This window comes from Bacillus sp. N447-1 (assembly GCF_022701035.1).
GTDB classification, from domain to species: domain Bacteria; phylum Bacillota; class Bacilli; order Bacillales; family Bacillaceae_G; genus Bacillus_A; species Bacillus_A cereus.
On the sequence record NZ_CP065509.1, the window covers coordinates 3,196,181 to 3,215,329 of the forward strand.

Consider the following 19,149-nt stretch of genomic DNA (forward strand, 5'->3'; position numbering starts at 1 on the left):
CTTTTACTTCGGTAAAGGTGATTTTTTCTTTTTATAAAGGGAATTAATACAGTCTTTCATTTCTTTCTGTTTCTCATTTCGTTTATAATATAAAGTAAGAATGTAGTAAAGAAAGGGGGATGTCGGAAAGTGGTATATTTAAACGACAAACTCAGCGAAACAAAAGTGTTTAAAGACCCAGTACATAAATATGTGCACGTGCGTGATCGTGTTATTTGGGATTTAATCGGAACGAAAGAATTTCAACGCTTGCGCCGTATTAAGCAGCTTGGAACGACATTTTTTACATTTCACGGTGCAGAGCATAGTCGCTTTACTCATTCGTTAGGTGTATACGAAATTATTCGTCGTATGATTGATGATGTGTTTGATGGCAGACCAAATTGGAATGCTGAAGATAGATTGTTATGTTTATGTGCGGCATTACTTCATGATGTCGGCCACGGCCCATTTTCTCACTCGTTTGAAAAAGTATTTTCATTAGATCATGAGAAATTTACGCAAAAGATTATCGTTGGCGATACGGAGATTAATGATGTATTAAGTCGTGTTGATAAGGAGTTTCCACAAAAGGTAGCAGATGTAATTGCAAAAACGTCTACTAATAAATTAGCAATTAGTATGATTTCGAGCCAAATTGATGCGGATCGTATGGATTATTTATTAAGAGATGCTTATTTTACAGGCGTAAAGTACGGAAACTTCGATATGGAACGTATACTGCGTGTAATGCGCCCGTATGGGGATCAAGTAGTCATTAAAAATAGTGGTATGCATGCTGTTGAGCATTACATTATGAGTCGTTATCAAATGTATTGGCAAGTATATTTCCACCCAGTAACGCGAAGTGCAGAAGTTATTTTAACGAAGATTTTACACCGTGCGAAATCACTGCACGAGAAGTATTATACATTTAAAAATCATCCTGTTCATTTCTATTCTTTATTTGAAGAAGAAGTAACAGTAGAGGATTATTTAAAGTTAGACGAGAACGTTATGTATTACTACTTCCAAGTATGGCAGGAAGAAGAAGATCCAATTTTAAGCGATTTATGCCGCCGTTTTATGAATCGAAATCTATTTAAATATGTAGAGTTTACAGATAAACACGGTTTAGATAATTGGATGGAATTAAGTAGTTTATTTAAAAAGATTGGACTTGATCCGGAGTATTATTTAGTAGTTGATTCAACATCAGACTTACCGTATGACTTTTATCGTGCAGGAGAAGAAGAAGAGCGTCTACCAATCCTACTTCTTATGCCAAACGGAGAGCTTAGAGAGCTTTCACGTGAGTCGGATATTGTTGAGGCGATTACAGGTAAGAAAAGAACGGATCAAAAGCTATTCTATCCACATGATTTAATCTATGAAGATGGAAGAAAAGGAAAATATAAAGAGAGAATTATTGAGTTGTTAGAAGGAAAGAAATAAGAAGCAGCTAATGGCTGCTTCTTATGAAAAAACTTGAAATTATTTGTCGCTTAAGCGTTTTCCGCCAACTGCATAATGGTTTTTAGACATTTCTTCGATGAAAACAACGATGTTTTCTTCAGGAGCACCAGTTGTTTCGCTTACTGCTGCTGTTACTTTCTCAGCAAGAGCTTTCTTTTGTTCTTCTGTGCGTCCTTCTAGCATTTTCACTGTTACGTATGGCATGTACAATCGCTCCTTTTATGTAAGTTACACTCTTATTATAGCGGATTATGGGGAAGAACAATCGAAAAAACAAATAATTTCTTTTTTTGACATATGGAAGAGGAGATGAAGTATGGATCAGTTATTTAGATATCCATTGCACGAAATTCCGTTAGTAGCAATGGCAATTATTATTGCACTATCCGTTCATGAATTTGCACATGCATATGTTGCATATAAATTTGGGGACGATACAGCAAAGAGACAAGGGCGTTTAACGTTATCACCGATGGCCCATTTAGACCCTATCGGTTTGATTGCAGTATTAATTCTTGGATTCGGTTGGGCAAGACCAGTTCCTGTTAATCCATATAACTTTAAAAGACCGCGTCTGGCAGGTATATTAGTTTCAATTGCAGGGCCGATTAGTAACTTAATTTTGAGTGCAATTGGTTTAATTATTTGGTATAGCTTATTAAAATTTGGTGTATTATACTCAATTCCATCTGCAGTGGCAGATACGTTAGCTCAATTTTTCCAGATTTTTATTATGCTGAATATCGTTTTACTTGTATTTAACTTATTACCGATCCCGCCACTTGATGGATATCGAGTTGTGGAAGATTTAGCGCCAGCAAATATTCGCGCGAAAATGACACAGTATGAAAAATACGGGGCAATTGCGTTATTAATTCTCGTTATTACACCGCTTAGTAATTACACAATTCAACCTATTTTCCAGGTAGTTATTCCGCATGTGTTTGTATTTTTAGACAGCATCATTGCGCCTATTTTTGGCCTTTTATAATTTTTAAGTGAGGAGGATTTTACATATGACAGAGAAAAAGAAAAAAATCGGTTTTAATATCGTGAAAAATGATTCAACAGATGGACATGGTGGGTTTGGTGTTGGAGCATTAAGCTTAGAAAACATTTCACCTGTATTTGTTGATGTACTAGAGAAGACTGCATTCGTTGATATCGGTGCAATGCATGCGCGTAGTACAGTAGAAAAAGGTATTAAGTTTTTAACAAATAAAGATGAAGTTCCAAATGGAAAACCATTTTGGCTTGTTTGGGTAACAATTGAAAGAACTGCGACAGGTGCGTATTACGCAGGTGTAACAGCTTGTGAAATGACAGTTGACCGTGAGATTCGCCGCGGATATAAATCACTTCCAGAACACGTAAATAAAATGGATAAATCATTGAAGCGTCACATTATGGTTGACCATATGGATGAATCATCTAAAAAGGTACTTGGTACGTTCTTGAAAGAACATAATGAAGCGATTTGGAACGAATCTAGTGAAGAATTGCGCCGTGCATTATTAAGTGAATAAAAAATAGCTGACGGATGCCCGTCAGCTATTTTTTTTACCAAGGAAGATATTTTTTCCACCAACTTGTTTTTTTCTTTTCTTCAGTTGTTTTTTCAAATTCTTCTTTATCATCGACGTGATCCATACAATATTCAGTCGGTTCGGTACCTTTAGCGAAATACATTTTCACAGAAATAGGACAATTTTTTGTAGCAATTTTACCGTTCTCTGGATTGATATTAACCGCTACGACGTCACTTGGTTGTTTAAATTCTTTTTTAGGCTGTCCATCTAAGCCCTTCTCCATCGTATCAGTCCATATTTTCTTCGCATACCCCTGTTCTGCTACGTTTGAAATAGATTTAGGTTGATCATATCCGACCCATACACCTGTTACGATTTGCGGAGTAAATCCGATCATCCAACTATCCGTTTCAGTAGAACCAGATTTGCCGGCATATGTTCTTGATAATTTTGATAACATCGATTGGCCAGTTACAGCAGCATAACTGCTTAGTTTCTTATTAAACATACCAGTCATCATTTCTTCCATTACAAATGCTTTGCTCTTGTCGAGAACTTGTTTACTCTCTAAATGAGCATCGTATAATATATTTCCTTCATGATCCATAATGCGGCGAATGAAAGTAGGTTTTACTTCTTTTCCACCGTTTGCGAACATGCTATAAGCGTTAACCATTTCAATTGGTTTTACTGGTGATGTACCGAGAGCTAGAGAAGGCACATCTTTTAATGCACTTTTAATTCCAAATTGTTTCGCTGTTTTTGCTAGCGTGTCATCTCCTAAAAACAAATTCGTTTTCACAGCATAAATGTTATCAGAGACTGCGAGAGCTTGTGCCATCGTTACGAAATCATCTGCATAATAATCTTTATAGTTCTTCGGTTTATACTTTGAAACGCCGTCACCTAGGGTGAATACAGTATATTCGCTTTTTAAGCGCGTAGCAGGCGTGAATCCTCGTTCTAATGCCGCATAATATAGAAATGGCTTAAATGTAGAACCAGGCTGACGAACGGCTTGTGTAGCCCTGTTAAATTGACTCATATTATAATCAGTTCCACCAACAAGAGCAGCCACTTCACCTGTCGTTGGATTCATAGAGACGAGAGCAGTTTGTATGTTTGTTGTGTCAGGTATATGATCTTTTACAGCTTGTTCTGCTACAGCTTGTAGTTTAGGGTCTAGCGTTGTATAAATTCGTAAGCCACCTCGTTGTAAAGCTTGTTCGTCTAATCCAACATCACGAAGAAGCGAAGCTTGTACAGCATCTTGGAAATATGGTGCGACCTCTGCTACTTTTTTCGTATCTAATGAGGCAAAAGTTAGTGTCTCTTTCTTCGCTAAGGTTGCTTGTTGCTTCGTAATATATCCTTGCTTCACCATTTCATCTAATATGAGAGCTTGTCGTCCTTTAGCGCGATCCTCTTTCAAAAAGGGAGAATAGACACTTGGCCCTTTCGGGATACCTGCCAGCATACTAGCTTCTGCTAATGTTAACTCTTTTGCCGTTTTATCGAAATATAGACGGGACGCAGCTTCGATGCCATAAGCGCCATGTCCGTAATAAATTGTATTTAAATATCCTTCTAAAATATGATTTTTATTATAGTTTACTTCAAGGCGGATAGTGTACATTGCCTCTAATAATTTTCGTTTCCACGTTTTATCATGATCTAAATACAGATTACGCGCGTATTGTTGTGTAATTGTACTAGCTCCTTGTACCTTTGCCATCGCTTTTAAATCAGCAACAATTGCACCTGCAATCCGTTTCACATCGAAGCCGTGATGTTTATAAAATCTTTGATCTTCAATAGAAAGGGTCGCTTCTTTTACATAAGGTGAAATTTCATTAAGAGAGACATTGTAACGTTTTTGAATTTCGTTACTTTGTCCAATAACAGTATCATCGTTTGCGTAAAAGACGCTTGTTTGCGGGACCGCAACAGGAGGAGGTCCCATAATTTTTGCAACTATAATAATAACAAAAAAAGAAAAAACGAAGAAAAGGACGCACGAAAACATTGCGGTGAAGAAAAGACGTTTATATTTTTTAAGTTTTGGATTCATAGTTTGATCCATCTTTTTTCAGCCCCTCATTAATACAAGCGTTATTGTATTAGTATTGAGGGTTTTCGTTTATTTTAAACAATGAAATTTCGAAAATAAAAAGCTCCTTCCATTAAGAAAGGAGCTCAAAGGCACGTGCTGGCCAATCGGTAATGATGACATCTACACCATAATCAATCATAGTTTGTAAATCTTTGTATTCGTTAATTGTATATGGACGGAAAACATATCCTTGCTCTTGTGCTAACTGCACAAATTCTTTCGTTAATAACTGGAAGTTTGGATGTAATCCACTTGCTTCTCTATGTTTTGCTTCGGAAATTGGATCAGTAAGTGGTGTATCATATAAAATTGCTCTTGGGATTTCAGGAGCAATTTCTGCTAATAATGAAACAGAGTCATGGTTAAATGATGAAAATACAATTTGATTAGAAAGATGATATTCACGCACAAGTGCAACAGCTTTTTCCTCAATATTTGGGTAATGAATAACATCTGTCTTTAATTCAATATTTAGTTGTAAGTTCGTTGTGGAAAGCCAAATGAAAACCTCACGCAACGTTGGGATTTTTGCTTCATGGAAAGAAGGGTCTTTATAGCTACCAGCGTCCAATAATTGTAGTTCCTCTACCGTTTTTTCAGAAACAAGTCCAACGCCATTTGTTGTACGATCGACGGTTTCATCGTGAATTACGACAAGTTCACCATCTTTTGATAAGTGGACATCGAGTTCAATTCCGTGAGCACCAATGCGTTCTGCTTCTTGGAAGGCAATCATCGTATTTTCGGGATGTGTTCCTTTTACTCCGCGGTGAGCGAAAATAAGTGGTTTACTCATGTGAAATTCTCCTTATTATCTCTTTTCTTTTATTATGAAACTGCTTTAGGGAAAATACAATTGAATATGACAAACATTTACAAAAGTCTAACAGTTGCAGAAAAGTTAACGTTAACGTAAAATGTAATAATCAAGTTAAGGGAGGAATAAACATGTATAAAATTGATGAAGTAACAAAGCAAGTCGGTTTAACAAAACGTACACTTCGTTATTATGAGGAAATTGGTTTAATTCATCCCCCAGAACGTAGTGAGGGAAATATCCGTCTGTATACGGATGAGGATATTGCCAGAATTAAAAGAATTGTAGAAGCGAAAGAAGTGCTAGGAATCACACTTCAAGAAATGCAGCATTTCTTATCACTAAAAGAAAGAATGGAGCAAAGAAGAAATAGCGAAAATCCTCGTGATCGTGAAGTGATTCAAGAAATTAAAGATATGCTTGAAAAACAAGTGCAAACGTTAGACGAAAAAATGGAGCAAATGCAACGTGTAAAGGCAGAACTAGAAGATAGTTTACATCGTGCAGTAACATTTTTAGAGAGCACAAAAGGAGAGTAATCAAAATGGAGAGCAAACAAAAACTAGGGAGATTGATTACAGTGGTGGCTACCTTCCTTGCCTTTTCGGGTATAGGAGTAGTCGACCCAATTTTGCCGATTATTGCAGAGAAAATTGGTGCATCGCATTGGCAAGTTGAAATGTTATTTACCGCTTATATTTTAACGATGGCAATTATGATGTTACCAGCTGGTATATTTGCATCGAGATTTGGTGATAAACGGATGATGACAATCGGTCTTGCGATTGTGACTGTATTTGCGTTTATATGTGGTATGTCACAAACGATTGCTCAATTATCTCTTTTCCGCGCTGGATGGGGATTAGGGAATGCGATGTTCTTCGCGACGGCGATGACTTTATTGATTGCATTAAGTAAAGAAGTTCATGAAGCAGTAGGATTATACGAAGCAGCTATCGGCTTAGGTATGGCTGGCGGACCGTTATTAGGCGGGATATTAGGTGGTCATTCTTGGCGTTATCCGTTTTTCGCGACGAGTATTTTAATTTTCTTAGCATTTATTTTAGTATTCTTTTTTGTAAAAGAACCAGAACGAAAAGTGAAGCGTAAGGCTGCTGGCGTAGGGGAATTACTTAACCTGGTGAAGTATAAACCATTTATGCAAGGTGCCATTTCAGGGATGCTATACTACTACGGATTTTTTGTCGTGTTAGCATATTCACCACTTATTATGCATTTATCAGCTATTCAATTAGGCTTTGTATTTTGCGGATGGGGACTCGCGTTAGCTTACGGTTCTGCAATTTTAGCACATAAGCTAGAAGGGAAATATGAACCAAAAACATTATTGAAGGGTAGTTTACTCGTATTTGCGATTTTCTTAATTGCACTATTCTTTGTGAAAATTATGTGGTTACAAATTACTCTTATCGTTTTATCAGGATTGGCGTCTGGCTTAAACAATGCATTATACACAAGTTATGTAATGGATATTTCACCTTATGAAAGATCTGTTACGTCAGGTGTTTATAACTTTGTTCGTTGGTTAGGTGGTGCGATTGCTCCGATTTTATCAGGAATTATCGGTCATACTGTTTCACCACAAAGTCCGTTTTTAGTAGGTGGAATTGTGGTGTTAGTTGGTTGTATTATGATCCTAATTCCAATTCGTAAACCAGTAGAAATAGAGACAAAAGCCCTTTCTTAAGAAAGGGTTTTCTTTCCTTTTACGGTGCAAACCCTTTCCGCACATATGTTAGAACCCTCTGACTAAAATATATTTTCGGTATTTTTGTACTTTTAACTATACATTTTGGATGTTTTGTTTTATTTTTGTTAGGGGACATTAATGATGTCCCTATTATAAATTTGCATTGAAAGGCGTGATTGTACGATGGAACTATGGTTCACTGAAAAACAAACAAAACATTTTGGGATTACGGCGCGTATTAACCGCACATTACATACGGAGCAAACAGAATTCCAAAAACTTGATATGGTTGAAACGGAAGAGTTCGGAAACATGCTTATTTTAGATGGCATGGTTATGACAACAGAAAAGGACGAGTTCGTTTATCACGAAATGGTAGCGCACGTACCTTTATTTACACATCCAAACCCTGAAAACGTATTAGTTGTTGGTGGCGGTGATGGTGGTGTTATTCGTGAAGTGTTAAAACACCCAAGTGTAAAGAAAGCAACTCTTGTTGAAATCGATGGAAAAGTAATTGAGTACTCTAAACAATACTTACCATCAATTGCAGGCGCATTAGATAATGAGCGTGTAGAAGTAAAAGTAGGAGACGGTTTCCTACATATCGCAGAAAGCGAAAATGAATACGATGTAATTATGGTAGATTCTACTGAGCCAGTAGGACCAGCAGTAAACCTATTTACAAAAGGCTTCTACGCTGGAATTTCAAAAGCGTTAAAAGAAGATGGTATTTTCGTTGCACAAACGGACAACCCTTGGTTCACACCAGAGTTAATTACAACTGTGTTTAAAGACGTAAAAGAGATCTTCCCAATCACTCGTTTATACACAGCAAACATTCCAACTTACCCAAGTGGTCTTTGGACGTTCACAATTGGATCTAAAAAACATGATCCATTAGAAGTAAGTGAAGAGCGTTTCCACGAAATCGAAACGAAATACTACACAAAAGAATTACACAATGCAGCATTCGCATTACCGAAATTTGTTGGCGATTTAATTAAGTAAGAGAATTGTATCAAACAAATAAAGTGTAAGTAGCTCATTTAAGGTGTTTGTCCAGAAGACTTGAACATGCTAGCTACTTACACTTCTGTAGAGAAAATCGTCTTCTTGTTGTTAAAAAGAAGACCCGGTAAATCGAGAAAGAGGAGCAATTCGCTCCAAATTTGAGAAATAGTGAAAGGTTGGGATACCTTAAGTTCCACATAAGGAGGAAAAGAATATGCGTTTTGATGAAGCTTATTCAGGTAAAGTATTTATTAAAAGTCATCCAAGTTTTGAAGAGTCAAAGGTAGTTATTTATGGGATGCCTATGGATTGGACAGTAAGTTACCGTCCGGGATCTCGTTTTGGCCCTGCACGTATTCGTGAAGTATCAATCGGTCTTGAAGAATATAGCCCGTATTTAGATCGTGAACTAGAAGAGGTAAAATATTTTGATGCGGGTGATATCCCATTACCATTCGGAAACGCACAACGCAGCTTAGACATGATTGAAGAGTATGTATCAAAACTTTTAGATGCCGATAAGTTTCCACTAGGTCTCGGCGGTGAGCACCTAGTGTCTTGGCCAATTTTTAAGGCAATGGCAAAAAAATATCCGGATTTAGCAATCATCCACATGGATGCTCATACTGATTTACGTGAATCGTATGAAGGGGAGCCTTTATCCCACTCTACACCAATTCGTAAAGTGTGTGATTTAATTGGTCCGGAAAACGTATATTCTTTCGGAATTCGTTCTGGAATGAAGGAAGAATTTGAATGGGCGAAAGAAGTAGGTATGAACTTATACAAATTTGACGTATTAGAACCGTTAAAAGAAGTATTACCGAAACTTGCTGGCCGCCCAGTCTATGTCACAATCGACATTGATGTATTAGACCCAGCTCACGCTCCAGGAACAGGAACGTTAGAAGCTGGCGGTATCACATCTAAAGAATTATTAGATTCCATCGTAGCAATTGCAAATTCAAATATAAATGTAGTTGGAGCAGACTTGGTAGAAGTAGCTCCAGTCTACGACCATAGTGATCAAACACCAGTCGCAGCAAGCAAATTCGTGCGGGAAATGCTGCTCGGTTGGGTGAAGTAAAAGCGGAATCGGCTCGCCCAGAATGTGAGGGGGATGGAGCTTCAGACATAGAGGCGTTTTTTGCCTCGAAGGAAGAAGCGAAGCCACCGATCATTCTAGCCACTGCAGCTAGAAAAAATAAAAGCCCTCTATATGATTAGAGGGCTTTTATTTTTTCGTTATGTGTCGGTAAGTCGATATATTAAAAAAATCGCCGATATAATTCGAGTTGCGCTGATATATTAAAAAAATCGCCGATATAATTCGAGTTGCGCTGATATATTAAAAAACCGCCGATATAATTTCATTTACTGTTACGCGACACAAAAAAGAGCTATTCCTAAACGATGGGAATAGCTCTTTTTCTTATGCAACCTTCTCTTCCGAAGTAACTCCGCGAATTTCATCAGCAGAGCGGATCGGATATTTACGGAACACAATAGATCCGATGTATCCGACAATAGTGGTAACGATTCCACATAATATAGCAGCAATTGTTACTTTTACAACGTCATTAAATCCGAATAAGACAAGAAGTCCTGGGATTGGTGATGCTGTTCCTGGTGCATTATTAACGAGCTGGAAAAGAGAGGTAATAATACCAGCAAGTGCACCGCCAACGAAGTTTGTCGCATAAATTGGAATCGGATTTGCTGAAACAACATCGGCTTGTGTTAAAGGCTCGATTGCTACAGCAATTGTATCTTTCTTTGAACAAATTTTTAAGCGTTTAAAGAAAATAAAGTTCATTGGGGCTGAAGCTGCTACAGCCAGACTACCAATTGCCATTGGTAAACCTGTTAATCCAAGCATTGCAGTTAGTGCCATAGAACTCAGTGGAGAGGTAGAAATAACTGTTATTAATCCACCAAGCATAATACCCATAATGATAGGACTTTCTGTAGTTGCAACTGAAATCATAGAACCGATTTTACCAAGTGTGGCGTTAACGAGCGGATCCATAAGCATTGCCATTCCGCGTGAGATTGGTGCAGCGATAAATAGGATTGCTAAAAATTCCACACCAGCTGGTAATTTCTTTTCGAGAAATTTCACGACGAAGGCACAAACGTATCCAGCGAAAAATCCTGGTAAAATACCAAATCCACTAGTAGCGATACCAATTAAAACAGCATATACGGGGGAAACACCGATTGCTAATGCGACTAAAATCGCTGCTGCAACACCGCTCATACTACCGGAAGCCTCTCCTACTGATTGTAAAAAGTCATTATGAAACATTTCTCCACCTATATAACGGTGAAATGCTTCAATAAGAAAACTTGCAATTGCTGCATTAGCTAAAGCGCCCATCGCCTTCATTCCGTAAGGCGCACGGTAACTGAAAAGTGTAAATAGACAAAGTACAACAAGTAATAGTGCTAAACCTTGCAAGATAGCCATTTGAAAACTGTCTCCTTTGATTTTTGTAATAAAAATTCGTATCATTCAATAATAATATAAAAGTGTATGAAACGGAAAAATTTTTTCTTGGGAACTGGTTGTAAGAAAAAATCCCTTACAATAATGTAAGGAAAGTGTAAGACTTTTAGATAGAGTATAGTATGCTCTTTTCCGTATAATACAAGTATAGATATAATACTAGCGAGAAAGAAGTGCAAACAGGAGGTTCATGTATGAAATTGGTAATTAAAGTTTTAGCTGTATTCGCCATTATTCTAGGTGGAACAGCGTATTATTTGAACACAAAAACAGAAGGTGTACATGCTTTTGTAGACAACTTCTTTTCAAATAAAGAAATACAAGATTATTATGCGGTTATAGATAAAGGTGAGAAAAAAGACGGAGAATACTTGTATACTTTTAAAGGGTATACAGAAGATGGAAAGTTACAAGTTATTAAAAGAATGATGAACCGTGAATTGCATACGGGGGCGTTTATAAAAATTTATGCAAAAGGTATGCAAGGAAAAGGATGGGCTGAAATCCCGAAAGAATCCATTCCGCAAAAAGCGTTGGAAAAAATAGAAAAACCATAAAAGGAGCGACTCATTCGCTCCTTTTTTAGTACGTTAAAATAGTGATAGATGTCTTCTCTTTGTGAGAAATAATTTTTGCATGTCCACCAATTGGAAAAGTGAAAATCGGGGTTGTATGCCCGAAACTTGCGTTTGCAATGATAGGGATATGTGCAAGTTCAGGTTTTGAAGCAATCATTTCTTGAATGTCTTCTATCGTACATTCTGCACCTTTTTGCATCTTTCCTATAACGATTCCCTTTATGTATTCAAAACCTTGCTGCTGCATAAGGGAATGTAAATAACGATCAAAAGTTTTAAGAGTAGATGTTCCAGTTAAACTATCTTCTTCAATAAATAAAATTTTCTCCTTTAAATTTGGCATATATGGTGTACCTTGCAGTAAGTTAAATGTGCTCATATTGCCACCGATAATATCTCCCGTAGCTTCTCCTTCTTGAATTGAAACATATCCTTCATTTTTAATAAATTCTCGATTTTCCTGATCTATATACCAAGAATCATCGCTCCATGTTTCAGATGGAAGGACTTCAATAGGCTCATTAGAAGTTAAGCACTTTAAAAAGTAATCGGTTGTATATCCGAGCCCTTTCTCCATTCCAAACGAAGAGAAATGGGGTCCTGAATATGTAACAAGCCCTGTTTTTGCGTAAATTGCATTATTTAAGGCAGTAATATCAGAATAACCACAGAAAAATTTCGGGTTTTCACGAATTAAATCATAATCGAGATGTTTCAATAAACCATTTGAGTTGTATCCGCCAAGTGTAGTCAAAATAGCTTTTACATTAGAGTCTCGAAATGCTTCATGGAGGTCTTGAATGCGGGAAGAAATAGAGGAGGAAGCAAATCGATCTATCTCATCAGCATATTTTGAGAATGTAACTTGAAAGCCCATGTCAGTTAATCTTTTTATAGCAAGTTTTCTATTTTCATTTGAAACAATACTTAAACTACACGATGGTGAAATCACTCGTATTTCAGCACCCTTTTTTAACTTTGTTGGTATCACTACATTCACCTCTTTAATTGAAAGAATATTTAGATTTAAAAAATATTTTATCATATGAAATAAAGTAGAAGTGAATTATTTTTTGAAATGGAGTTTTCCTGATTTTTCAGCAGACAGACAGAGTCTTTTTTTGATATGATAGGAAAAGTGATTTATTATAAGTAGTATTTAATATCTATAACATTTGAAAGGTGTGCAAGACGTGGAGAAACAACTTGCAGGCTTGCCGGTACACGTTCATTTCGTAACAGAAATCCGTGAAGGGGCGAGGAAGGAAACCGTTGCTTTTGAAGCAAATGGTCAATACTATGTAAAAGGTCAAGGTACATATGTAACATTCCAGGAGCCGAACGAACAAGGCGAAGTGAAAACAATTATTAAAATTCAAGATGAACAAGTTCTCATTATGCGTTCAGGTGCTGTTTCTATGCGTCAGACGCATGTGAAAGGTGAATGGACAACTGGTACGTATACGAGTGAACTTGGTACGTTTGCATTGCAAACAAAGACTGATAACGTTCTTTTTAAATGGTCGGATGAAAAGAAAAAAGGACAACTCTTCTTAACGTACGCATTGCTTCTAAGTGAACAAGAAGCTGGCAGATATACTATTACAATTAATTTGAAGGAGGCAAAATAATGAATTCCTTAGAACAGGTAAAAGGATTGATTAAAGAAGAAATTCAGGCTGCTGTATTAAAGGCAGAATTAGCGACAGAAGAACAAATTCCAAACGTTGTATTAGAATCTCCAAAAGATAAAACAAATGGTGACTTCTCTACAAATATGGCAATGCAACTTGCACGCGTTGCGAAAAAAGCACCTCGTATGATTGCAGAAGAACTAGTTGCAAACTTCGATAAAGCAAAAGCTTCTATTGAAAAAATCGAAATCGCTGGTCCTGGTTTTATTAACTTCTATATGGATAATAGCTACTTAACAGATTTAATTCCAACAATCGTAAACGCTGGTGAAGCTTACGGTGAAACGAATACTGGTAAAGGTGAAAAAGTACAAGTTGAGTTCGTATCTGCGAATCCAACAGGTGACCTTCACTTAGGACATGCACGAGGTGCGGCAGTAGGTGACACTTTATGTAACCTATTAGCAAAAGCAGGATACGATGTATCTCGTGAGTACTACATTAATGACGCTGGTAACCAAATTCATAACTTAGCTCTTTCTGTTGAAGCTCGTTACATGCAAGCTTTAGGCTTAGAAAAAGAAATGCCAGAAGACGGATACCATGGTGCGGATATCATTGGAATTGGTAAACGTTTAGCAGAAGAATTCGGTGATCGTTATGCGAAAGCTGATGAAAAAGAAAGCTATGAATTCTACCGTGAGTACGGTTTAAAATATGAATTAGCAAAACTTCAAAAAGACTTAGAAAGCTTCCGCGTTAAATTTGATGTATGGTTCTCAGAAACATCATTATACAAAAACGGGAAAATTGATCAAGCACTTGCTGTATTAAAAGAGCGCGACGAGATCTTTGAAGAAGACGGTGCAACTTGGTTCCGTTCAATGACTTACGGTGACGATAAAAACCGTGTATTAATTAAAAATGACGGTTCTTACACATACTTAACGCCAGATATCGCGTATCATCGTGATAAATTAGAGCGTGGTTTCGATAAGTTAATTAACATTTGGGGTGCTGACCATCACGGTTATATTCCACGTATGAAGGCTGCTATTCAAGCACTTGGTTACGATAAAGACACGCTTGAAGTAGAAATCATCCAAATGGTACAACTATACCAAAATGGTGAAAAAATGAAGATGAGTAAGCGTACGGGTAAAGCAGTTACACTTCGTGAGCTTATGGAAGAAGTAGGCGTGGACGCAATGCGTTACTTCTTCGCAATGCGTAGCGGTGACTCTCATTTAGACTTCGATATGGACTTAGCTGTATCAAAATCTAATGAAAACCCAGTATACTATGCACAATACGCTCACGCTCGCGTATGCAGCATCCTTCGCCAAGGTGAAGAATTAGGATTAGCTACAGGCGGAGACGTTAACTACAAACTTGTTACTTCTGAAAAAGAAGTAGAGTTACTGAAAAAACTTGGTGAATTCCCAGCGGTAGTTGCGGATGCAGCACAAAAACGTCTACCACACCGTATTACAAACTATGCATTTGAATTAGCAGCAACATTACACAGCTTCTACAATGCAGAAAAAGTATTAAACCAAGATAATTTAGAATTAAGTAAAGCTCGTTACGAGTTAATGAAAGCAGTACGCACTACACTTCAAAATGCATTAGCAATCGTAGGAGTATCTGCACCAGAAAAAATGTAATAAAGAAAAGCGGAAGCGGCTCGTTTAGAATAGGAGGGGGATGGAGCTCCTGACAGAGAGGCGTACTTTGCCTCGGAGGAAGGCGCGAAGCCACCGAGTATTCTAGCCGCTGGAGCTAGACAATAAAGAAAAGCGGAGCCGACTGTTTAGTCCCGAAGGCTAAGGTTCTTTCCCACAGAAGATGCATTTTATCTTCTAGTGGGGAAGGTTCTTAGACAGAAGGGGCTAGGAGGCAGAGCTGGACATAAAGAAAAGCGGAAGCGGACTTTCGTTTTTAAATAAAAGGCAATCACACGATGTTGTGATTGCCTTTTTATGTGGAGATAATAAAAAATAAAATTTTATCAAACAAAAAGGGAATTTGCGTCGTCTTATATAAATGACAGGAGGCTTATGATGGAAGAAAAGGTAGAAGAATTAATTGATATATATAAGAAGCAAATATATTCCTTATGCTATAAGTTAGCAAAGACGAAAGAAGACGCGGAAGATATTTTTCAAGAGACATGGATAAAAGTTTTTTCATCGCGGCACCAACTTTCTTACGTGGAGAATTATAAAAAATGGATTACTACAATTTGTGTTCGTACGTTTTATGATTTTTATCGTAAGAAAAAAAGGTGGAAAGATCGAATATTGGATTTGTTTCATAAAGAGGATGGTGGAGAAATAGATTTCGCAGATGATGTGAATATATCAGAAGAATTTATTCAAAAAGTGGAAGCGGAAATGATACGGGAAGTTATACAGCTATTGAATGAAAAATATAAAACCGTGCTCGTACTCTACTATTATGAACAATACTCTTATAAAGAAATGAGCGAAATATTAAATATACCGATTGGTACGGTAAAGTATCGGCTTAATTATGGGAAAAAGAAAATGCGAGAACATTTGGAGGGGTTCGTTCATGAAGGAAGATAAATTTGAACAGAAAATAAAGAGCAGTTTAGCAGAAGAGATAACTCCAAGCGAAGAGCTAATAAATAACACGAAGCAGGGCGTGCGAAAGGCTCAGAAGTTAGAGAGGAAATGGATGATTTGTATTCATACCATTTGGATTGTTTTGCTAACAATTGTTATAGAACAATTTGTCACTCATTTGGATTATAAAATTCCTATGTTAATAGCCATTGTGATTATGATGCATGTATACATTCCGATATATGTTGTAATACAGTCATTTTTAAAGAAGGAGTATAAATTACATGAATGAGTTCGCTAATCCGTTTGTACTATTTGAAGTAGCTGGAGTGACGATGTTTTTAGCTTTTATAGCACTTTTAATATGTGTTGCATCATGGGTATATACAGATGCTAAAGCACATCAAATGAGTAAAGGATGGAGTGTCTTAGCGGTTATATTTCCATTTTTTATCGGTTTTTTGTTATATATGGTAAGAAGAAGTAAAAAGAAAGTTGAAGGAGAATATAAGATGAACTTTGTTAAAAAACAGAAAGTAACATTAGTTGCGATATTGGCAAGTACAATGTTTGTATTACTTAGTGGTTTTGCTTTTGCACAAACGTTAAATGACGCGTGGAAAGCAGGAGATATATATTTAGAAAATGAGAAGCAAGGGGAGACAAGTTACGAGGCGAAATTCTCATCATGGGATATTGCCGGTAAAGATATTGAACTTCAGTATGAGAAGGACACAGAAGTGACATTTTCTTATGAGACAGATGCAAAACGAGGGAACTTATGCTTTAGCGTGTATGAAAGACGAGGAGAAGGTATAAAAGAGTTAAAGGAAATCTGTGAATCGAAAAAAGGTAGTTTTACAGTTACTTTAAAAGCAAATGAAGAGTATGTATTGAATATAAGTGGATTAAAAGTGAAAGATGGATTCGTAAAAGTGAATTGGCAAGAGAAATAAAAGGGGCCCTATAAAGGACCTCTTTTTTATTGAATAGTATAAGTAACAGAAAAACTAACAGGACTATAGTAAACGTAAGGTGCATGAAATTGAACATACATATTTCCATCTGTTTTTGCAGTGAAAATTCGGCCGTAACCATCAGAATAACGTCCAATTAGGTTATGATTTGAGTCATAAACACTGTAACTAGGAGTTTTGCTGTTAGGATGAATTGTTAGTTCTTGTCCTTTTTGAAGGAAAATAGGTTCTTGTTCAGAACTACCTCCAGTTTGCAAAGAATAAAATTTTGTAAAGCTTTGTTCTTGAGCGGCAGCAGCGACTTTTGTTTCAGGAATAAACGCAGTAGCTCCAGTAATTCCTGCTAAAGTTAATGCACCTGCTAAAATCATTTTTTTCATAATAGAAAAAGCCTCCTTATTAGTTGTAATCGGTGTTGTTACAGTTAATATTGTATACGATAATGGGTAGGATAAAATATGCTTTTATGCATATATATTTTTTCTCAATAAAAGACCACTGATAAAATCAGTGGTCTTTTAAATGATTAAGCAGCTTTCTGTTCAGTTTGAGGAACAGGTTTTTGAAGCGAGTTATAAACTCCTGTTCCGATAACGTCTAATGCCATTCTCATTCGTTCAGGTGAAATGTTTTCTAATACGTTATCTTGAGGTGTATGGTATACCTTCTCAATATGATAGATTAATGGATTCCAACTATCGACACCCATCCAAATGAATAGAGCAGCAGGAATACCAGCTTCAGCAAATGGAACATGATCACTAGAACCAAATTTACCTTGTAGGACGAGGTCATTATTTAGTTGTTTACCTGCTTGCAAGGCAGCGTCTGTTACAAAGTTTGTAGAGCCATCAGGTGTCATAGCGTATAAATTCTTTGCTTTATCATAATTTGTTGCAACCATGTCGGCGTTAAAGACACCTAAAATACGGTCGCGTTCTTTCTGGGATAGACTATTCACGTAATAATCCGAACCAAGTAATCCAGTTTCTTCAGAACCAAAGGTAATAAAGCGAATTTCTTTATCAGTTTCTACATTTTGAAAAGCACGAGCTAGTTCTAATACTAATCCAGTTCCAGAAGCATTATCATTTGCGCCAGGTGCTCCGACAACACTATCATAGTGCGAGCTTACAACGACTGCTTTCTCATTACCTGTACTCTTTTTTGGTTTCTTTTTGGCGATAACATTTAGAGATGTTAATTTAGATTCATGTCTCGCTTTTAGGGAAAGAATTGTTGTCCCTTTTTTAGCGATTTCTTCTTTAAATGCATTTCCTTGCGCATAAGCAAGACCAAAGACAGGGATAGACTGCTTTTTCGTTAGGCGGGGATTGAAGGTTTGTCCATAATTTCCGCGTCCGCCAATTAAACTGTATAAAAGAACACCTTTTGCCCCTTTGCTAACAGCATTTTCAACTTGTTTATTATAGTCTGTAACTGTCGTTCCTCTTTCAAATAAAACAATTTTACCGTTTACTTCATTTGGAATATCTTCTAATTTTGTCCCACCTTGAACAAAGATAAGGGGGGCTGTAACAGCTTCTGTAGAAATGAGTGCATTAGGAGCAGCACCAGCTTGCCAATTACGTTTTGTTGATAGTGGTGATTCAATGAATCCAACGTATTGATCGGGCACCTGAAATGGTTGATATTCTACGTCATAGCCCATTGATTTAAGCTGCATACCAATGTAACGAGAAGCCCATTCTTCGGATTTTGTTCCACCGGGGCGAGGGCCAATTGTTTCAGATAAGAAACGAACATGTTCAATCGCGCGGTTTGGATCAATCTGTTTTGTAATAGATGGAGTTTGTGTAACCTCTGACGTGGAATCCGCTTTTGCTTGCCCAATTGGAGCTAAGCTAACAGCGAGTGATACAGCAAGCAAAGAGCTTACTATTTTTTGTTTCAATGATTTTCTCATTTTTTCCTCTCCTATTCTTCTATTCTCTGTGACTGACAAAAGAAGACGGATAATGACTTTATTTTACCTTCGAGTCTTTTATTTTTCAATATTCTGACATTGAGAAATAAAAACAATATATGCATATTTGCATATTTTTGAGGAAGATATGTATGCTATCATTTTAAACGAAGGTTCGCTTTCTACTCTGAAAGCTCCTACATTGCATGAATCTAGTGTACCCAAACTTTAGATTATGTAGAGAAATGGAACCACTGTAGGGTTTCATTTCTCATGTTTGAATCAGTTGATGGT

20 protein-coding genes are annotated in these 19,149 nt (G+C 36.9%); 13 read left to right on the top strand and 7 right to left on the bottom strand.

Features of this window, described 5'->3' with window-relative positions; translation table 11 throughout:
• Nucleotides 1-129: 129 nt before the first annotated feature.
• Nucleotides 130-1,434: an HD domain-containing protein gene (locus IQ781_RS16185; RefSeq protein WP_000262728.1), complete on the top strand. Its 1,305-nt coding sequence runs from the start codon at nucleotides 130-132 to the stop codon at nucleotides 1,432-1,434.
• A 39-nt stretch (nucleotides 1,435-1,473) separates the two neighbouring features.
• Here the strand turns inward: IQ781_RS16185 and IQ781_RS16190 are convergent, their stop codons facing one another.
• A complete protein-coding gene (locus IQ781_RS16190; protein ID WP_001147171.1) occupies nucleotides 1,474-1,659 on the bottom strand; it encodes a 2-hydroxymuconate tautomerase in 186 nt (61 codons plus the stop codon).
• Between the two features lie 112 nt (nucleotides 1,660-1,771).
• On the opposite strand from IQ781_RS16190, the gene IQ781_RS16195 reads away from it, so the two are divergent.
• Nucleotides 1,772-2,446, top strand: a complete 675-nt coding sequence (locus tag IQ781_RS16195; protein WP_000372445.1) for a site-2 protease family protein — start codon at nucleotides 1,772-1,774, stop codon at nucleotides 2,444-2,446.
• Between the two features lie 25 nt (nucleotides 2,447-2,471).
• Complete coding sequence (locus IQ781_RS16200; RefSeq protein ID WP_000136678.1) at nucleotides 2,472-2,981, top strand: YwhD family protein; 510 nt, start codon at nucleotides 2,472-2,474, stop codon at nucleotides 2,979-2,981.
• 34 nt (nucleotides 2,982-3,015) lie between these two features.
• Here IQ781_RS16200 and IQ781_RS16205 read toward each other — a convergent pair whose 3' ends face one another.
• Together IQ781_RS16205 and IQ781_RS16210 are read right to left on the bottom strand one after the other, a co-directional pair.
• Entirely contained in the window at nucleotides 3,016-5,067 is a 2,052-nt protein-coding gene (locus IQ781_RS16205; protein ID WP_000372958.1) for a transglycosylase domain-containing protein, read from the bottom strand.
• Nucleotides 5,068-5,167: 100 nt separating this feature from the next.
• Nucleotides 5,168-5,893 (bottom strand): glycerophosphodiester phosphodiesterase, encoded by a 726-nt coding sequence (locus IQ781_RS16210; protein ID WP_000042779.1) that lies wholly within the window; start codon nucleotides 5,891-5,893, stop codon nucleotides 5,168-5,170.
• A 152-nt stretch (nucleotides 5,894-6,045) separates the two neighbouring features.
• Here IQ781_RS16210 and IQ781_RS16215 point away from each other — a divergent pair, with 152 nt between their 5' ends.
• From IQ781_RS16215 to speB, 4 genes are all read left to right on the top strand, one after another.
• Nucleotides 6,046-6,453 carry a MerR family transcriptional regulator gene (locus IQ781_RS16215; protein WP_000276560.1) on the top strand — a complete coding sequence of 136 codons (408 nt, stop codon included), beginning with the start codon at nucleotides 6,046-6,048 and terminating at the stop codon, nucleotides 6,451-6,453.
• Nucleotides 6,454-6,458: 5 nt separating this feature from the next.
• Nucleotides 6,459-7,622 (top strand): MFS transporter, encoded by a 1,164-nt coding sequence (locus IQ781_RS16220; RefSeq protein ID WP_000444228.1) that lies wholly within the window; start codon nucleotides 6,459-6,461, stop codon nucleotides 7,620-7,622.
• 186 nt (nucleotides 7,623-7,808) lie between these two features.
• Nucleotides 7,809-8,636: a polyamine aminopropyltransferase gene (gene speE, locus IQ781_RS16225; RefSeq protein WP_000424696.1), complete on the top strand. Its 828-nt coding sequence runs from the start codon at nucleotides 7,809-7,811 to the stop codon at nucleotides 8,634-8,636.
• Between the two features lie 217 nt (nucleotides 8,637-8,853).
• Nucleotides 8,854-9,726, top strand: coding sequence for an agmatinase (gene speB, locus IQ781_RS16230; protein WP_001209831.1), 873 nt, complete (start codon nucleotides 8,854-8,856; stop codon nucleotides 9,724-9,726).
• Between the two features lie 345 nt (nucleotides 9,727-10,071).
• On the opposite strand, the gene IQ781_RS16235 is transcribed toward speB, so the two are convergent.
• Nucleotides 10,072-11,109: a PTS sugar transporter subunit IIC gene (locus IQ781_RS16235; RefSeq protein WP_000996319.1), complete on the bottom strand. Its 1,038-nt coding sequence runs from the start codon at nucleotides 11,107-11,109 to the stop codon at nucleotides 10,072-10,074.
• Nucleotides 11,110-11,342: 233 nt separating this feature from the next.
• Between IQ781_RS16235 and IQ781_RS16240 the strand changes: the two genes are divergently transcribed.
• Nucleotides 11,343-11,705: a YxeA family protein gene (locus IQ781_RS16240; protein ID WP_000779921.1), complete on the top strand. Its 363-nt coding sequence runs from the start codon at nucleotides 11,343-11,345 to the stop codon at nucleotides 11,703-11,705.
• Nucleotides 11,706-11,730: 25 nt separating this feature from the next.
• On the opposite strand, the gene IQ781_RS16245 is transcribed toward IQ781_RS16240, so the two are convergent.
• A complete protein-coding gene (locus IQ781_RS16245; protein ID WP_000613224.1) occupies nucleotides 11,731-12,717 on the bottom strand; it encodes a S66 family peptidase in 987 nt (328 codons plus the stop codon).
• 202 nt (nucleotides 12,718-12,919) lie between these two features.
• On the opposite strand from IQ781_RS16245, the gene IQ781_RS16250 reads away from it, so the two are divergent.
• The 5 genes from IQ781_RS16250 (at nucleotide 12,920) to IQ781_RS16270 (ending at nucleotide 16,907) form a co-directional block, all read left to right on the top strand.
• Nucleotides 12,920-13,357 (top strand): YwiB family protein, encoded by a 438-nt coding sequence (locus IQ781_RS16250; protein WP_000414867.1) that lies wholly within the window; start codon nucleotides 12,920-12,922, stop codon nucleotides 13,355-13,357.
• Entirely contained in the window at nucleotides 13,357-15,027 is a 1,671-nt protein-coding gene (gene argS, locus IQ781_RS16255) for an arginine--tRNA ligase (RefSeq protein ID WP_001086454.1), read from the top strand. Before IQ781_RS16250 ends, argS begins: the two co-directional genes overlap by 1 nt.
• Before the next feature lie 396 nt (nucleotides 15,028-15,423).
• Nucleotides 15,424-15,951: an RNA polymerase sigma factor gene (locus IQ781_RS16260; RefSeq protein WP_000391642.1), complete on the top strand. Its 528-nt coding sequence runs from the start codon at nucleotides 15,424-15,426 to the stop codon at nucleotides 15,949-15,951.
• The gene (locus tag IQ781_RS16265; RefSeq protein WP_000656684.1) at nucleotides 15,938-16,243 is read left to right on the top strand and encodes an ECF-type sigma factor negative effector; all 306 of its coding nucleotides are present in this window, start codon (nucleotides 15,938-15,940) and stop codon (nucleotides 16,241-16,243) included. The genes IQ781_RS16260 and IQ781_RS16265 overlap by 14 nt, the downstream gene beginning before the upstream one ends.
• A complete protein-coding gene (locus IQ781_RS16270) occupies nucleotides 16,236-16,907 on the top strand; it encodes an ECF-type sigma factor negative effector (protein WP_001001598.1) in 672 nt (223 codons plus the stop codon). The genes IQ781_RS16265 and IQ781_RS16270 overlap by 8 nt, the downstream gene beginning before the upstream one ends.
• Before the next feature lie 26 nt (nucleotides 16,908-16,933).
• Here the strand turns inward: IQ781_RS16270 and IQ781_RS16275 are convergent, their stop codons facing one another.
• Nucleotides 16,934-17,308, bottom strand: coding sequence for a hypothetical protein (locus IQ781_RS16275; protein WP_000738221.1), 375 nt, complete (start codon nucleotides 17,306-17,308; stop codon nucleotides 16,934-16,936).
• Between the two features lie 146 nt (nucleotides 17,309-17,454).
• Nucleotides 17,455-18,855, bottom strand: a complete 1,401-nt coding sequence (locus IQ781_RS16280; RefSeq protein WP_001232218.1) for a M28 family metallopeptidase — start codon at nucleotides 18,853-18,855, stop codon at nucleotides 17,455-17,457.
• Nucleotides 18,856-19,149: the final 294 nt, after the last annotated feature.

What these genes read in the sequence shown, in the direction of transcription:
- IQ781_RS16190 (WP_001147171.1), bottom strand. Translation starts at nt 1,659, where the DNA reads ATGCCATACGTAACAGTGAAAATGCTAGAAGGACGCACAGAAGAACAA.
- IQ781_RS16195 (WP_000372445.1), top strand. Translation starts at nt 1,772, where the DNA reads ATGGATCAGTTATTTAGATATCCATTGCACGAAATTCCGTTAGTAGCA.
- IQ781_RS16200 (WP_000136678.1), top strand. Translation starts at nt 2,472, where the DNA reads ATGACAGAGAAAAAGAAAAAAATCGGTTTTAATATCGTGAAAAATGAT.
- IQ781_RS16205 (WP_000372958.1), bottom strand. Translation starts at nt 5,067, where the DNA reads ATGGATCAAACTATGAATCCAAAACTTAAAAAATATAAACGTCTTTTC.
- IQ781_RS16210 (WP_000042779.1), bottom strand. Translation starts at nt 5,893, where the DNA reads ATGAGTAAACCACTTATTTTCGCTCACCGCGGAGTAAAAGGAACACAT.
- IQ781_RS16215 (WP_000276560.1), top strand. Translation starts at nt 6,046, where the DNA reads ATGTATAAAATTGATGAAGTAACAAAGCAAGTCGGTTTAACAAAACGT.
- IQ781_RS16220 (WP_000444228.1), top strand. Translation starts at nt 6,459, where the DNA reads ATGGAGAGCAAACAAAAACTAGGGAGATTGATTACAGTGGTGGCTACC.
- speE (WP_000424696.1), top strand. Translation starts at nt 7,809, where the DNA reads ATGGAACTATGGTTCACTGAAAAACAAACAAAACATTTTGGGATTACG.
- speB (WP_001209831.1), top strand. Translation starts at nt 8,854, where the DNA reads ATGCGTTTTGATGAAGCTTATTCAGGTAAAGTATTTATTAAAAGTCAT.
- IQ781_RS16235 (WP_000996319.1), bottom strand. Translation starts at nt 11,109, where the DNA reads ATGGCTATCTTGCAAGGTTTAGCACTATTACTTGTTGTACTTTGTCTA.
- IQ781_RS16240 (WP_000779921.1), top strand. Translation starts at nt 11,343, where the DNA reads ATGAAATTGGTAATTAAAGTTTTAGCTGTATTCGCCATTATTCTAGGT.
- argS (WP_001086454.1), top strand. Translation starts at nt 13,357, where the DNA reads ATGAATTCCTTAGAACAGGTAAAAGGATTGATTAAAGAAGAAATTCAG.
- IQ781_RS16260 (WP_000391642.1), top strand. Translation starts at nt 15,424, where the DNA reads ATGGAAGAAAAGGTAGAAGAATTAATTGATATATATAAGAAGCAAATA.
- IQ781_RS16265 (WP_000656684.1), top strand. Translation starts at nt 15,938, where the DNA reads ATGAAGGAAGATAAATTTGAACAGAAAATAAAGAGCAGTTTAGCAGAA.
- IQ781_RS16270 (WP_001001598.1), top strand. Translation starts at nt 16,236, where the DNA reads ATGAATGAGTTCGCTAATCCGTTTGTACTATTTGAAGTAGCTGGAGTG.
- IQ781_RS16275 (WP_000738221.1), bottom strand. Translation starts at nt 17,308, where the DNA reads ATGAAAAAAATGATTTTAGCAGGTGCATTAACTTTAGCAGGAATTACT.
- IQ781_RS16280 (WP_001232218.1), bottom strand. Translation starts at nt 18,855, where the DNA reads ATGAGAAAATCATTGAAACAAAAAATAGTAAGCTCTTTGCTTGCTGTA.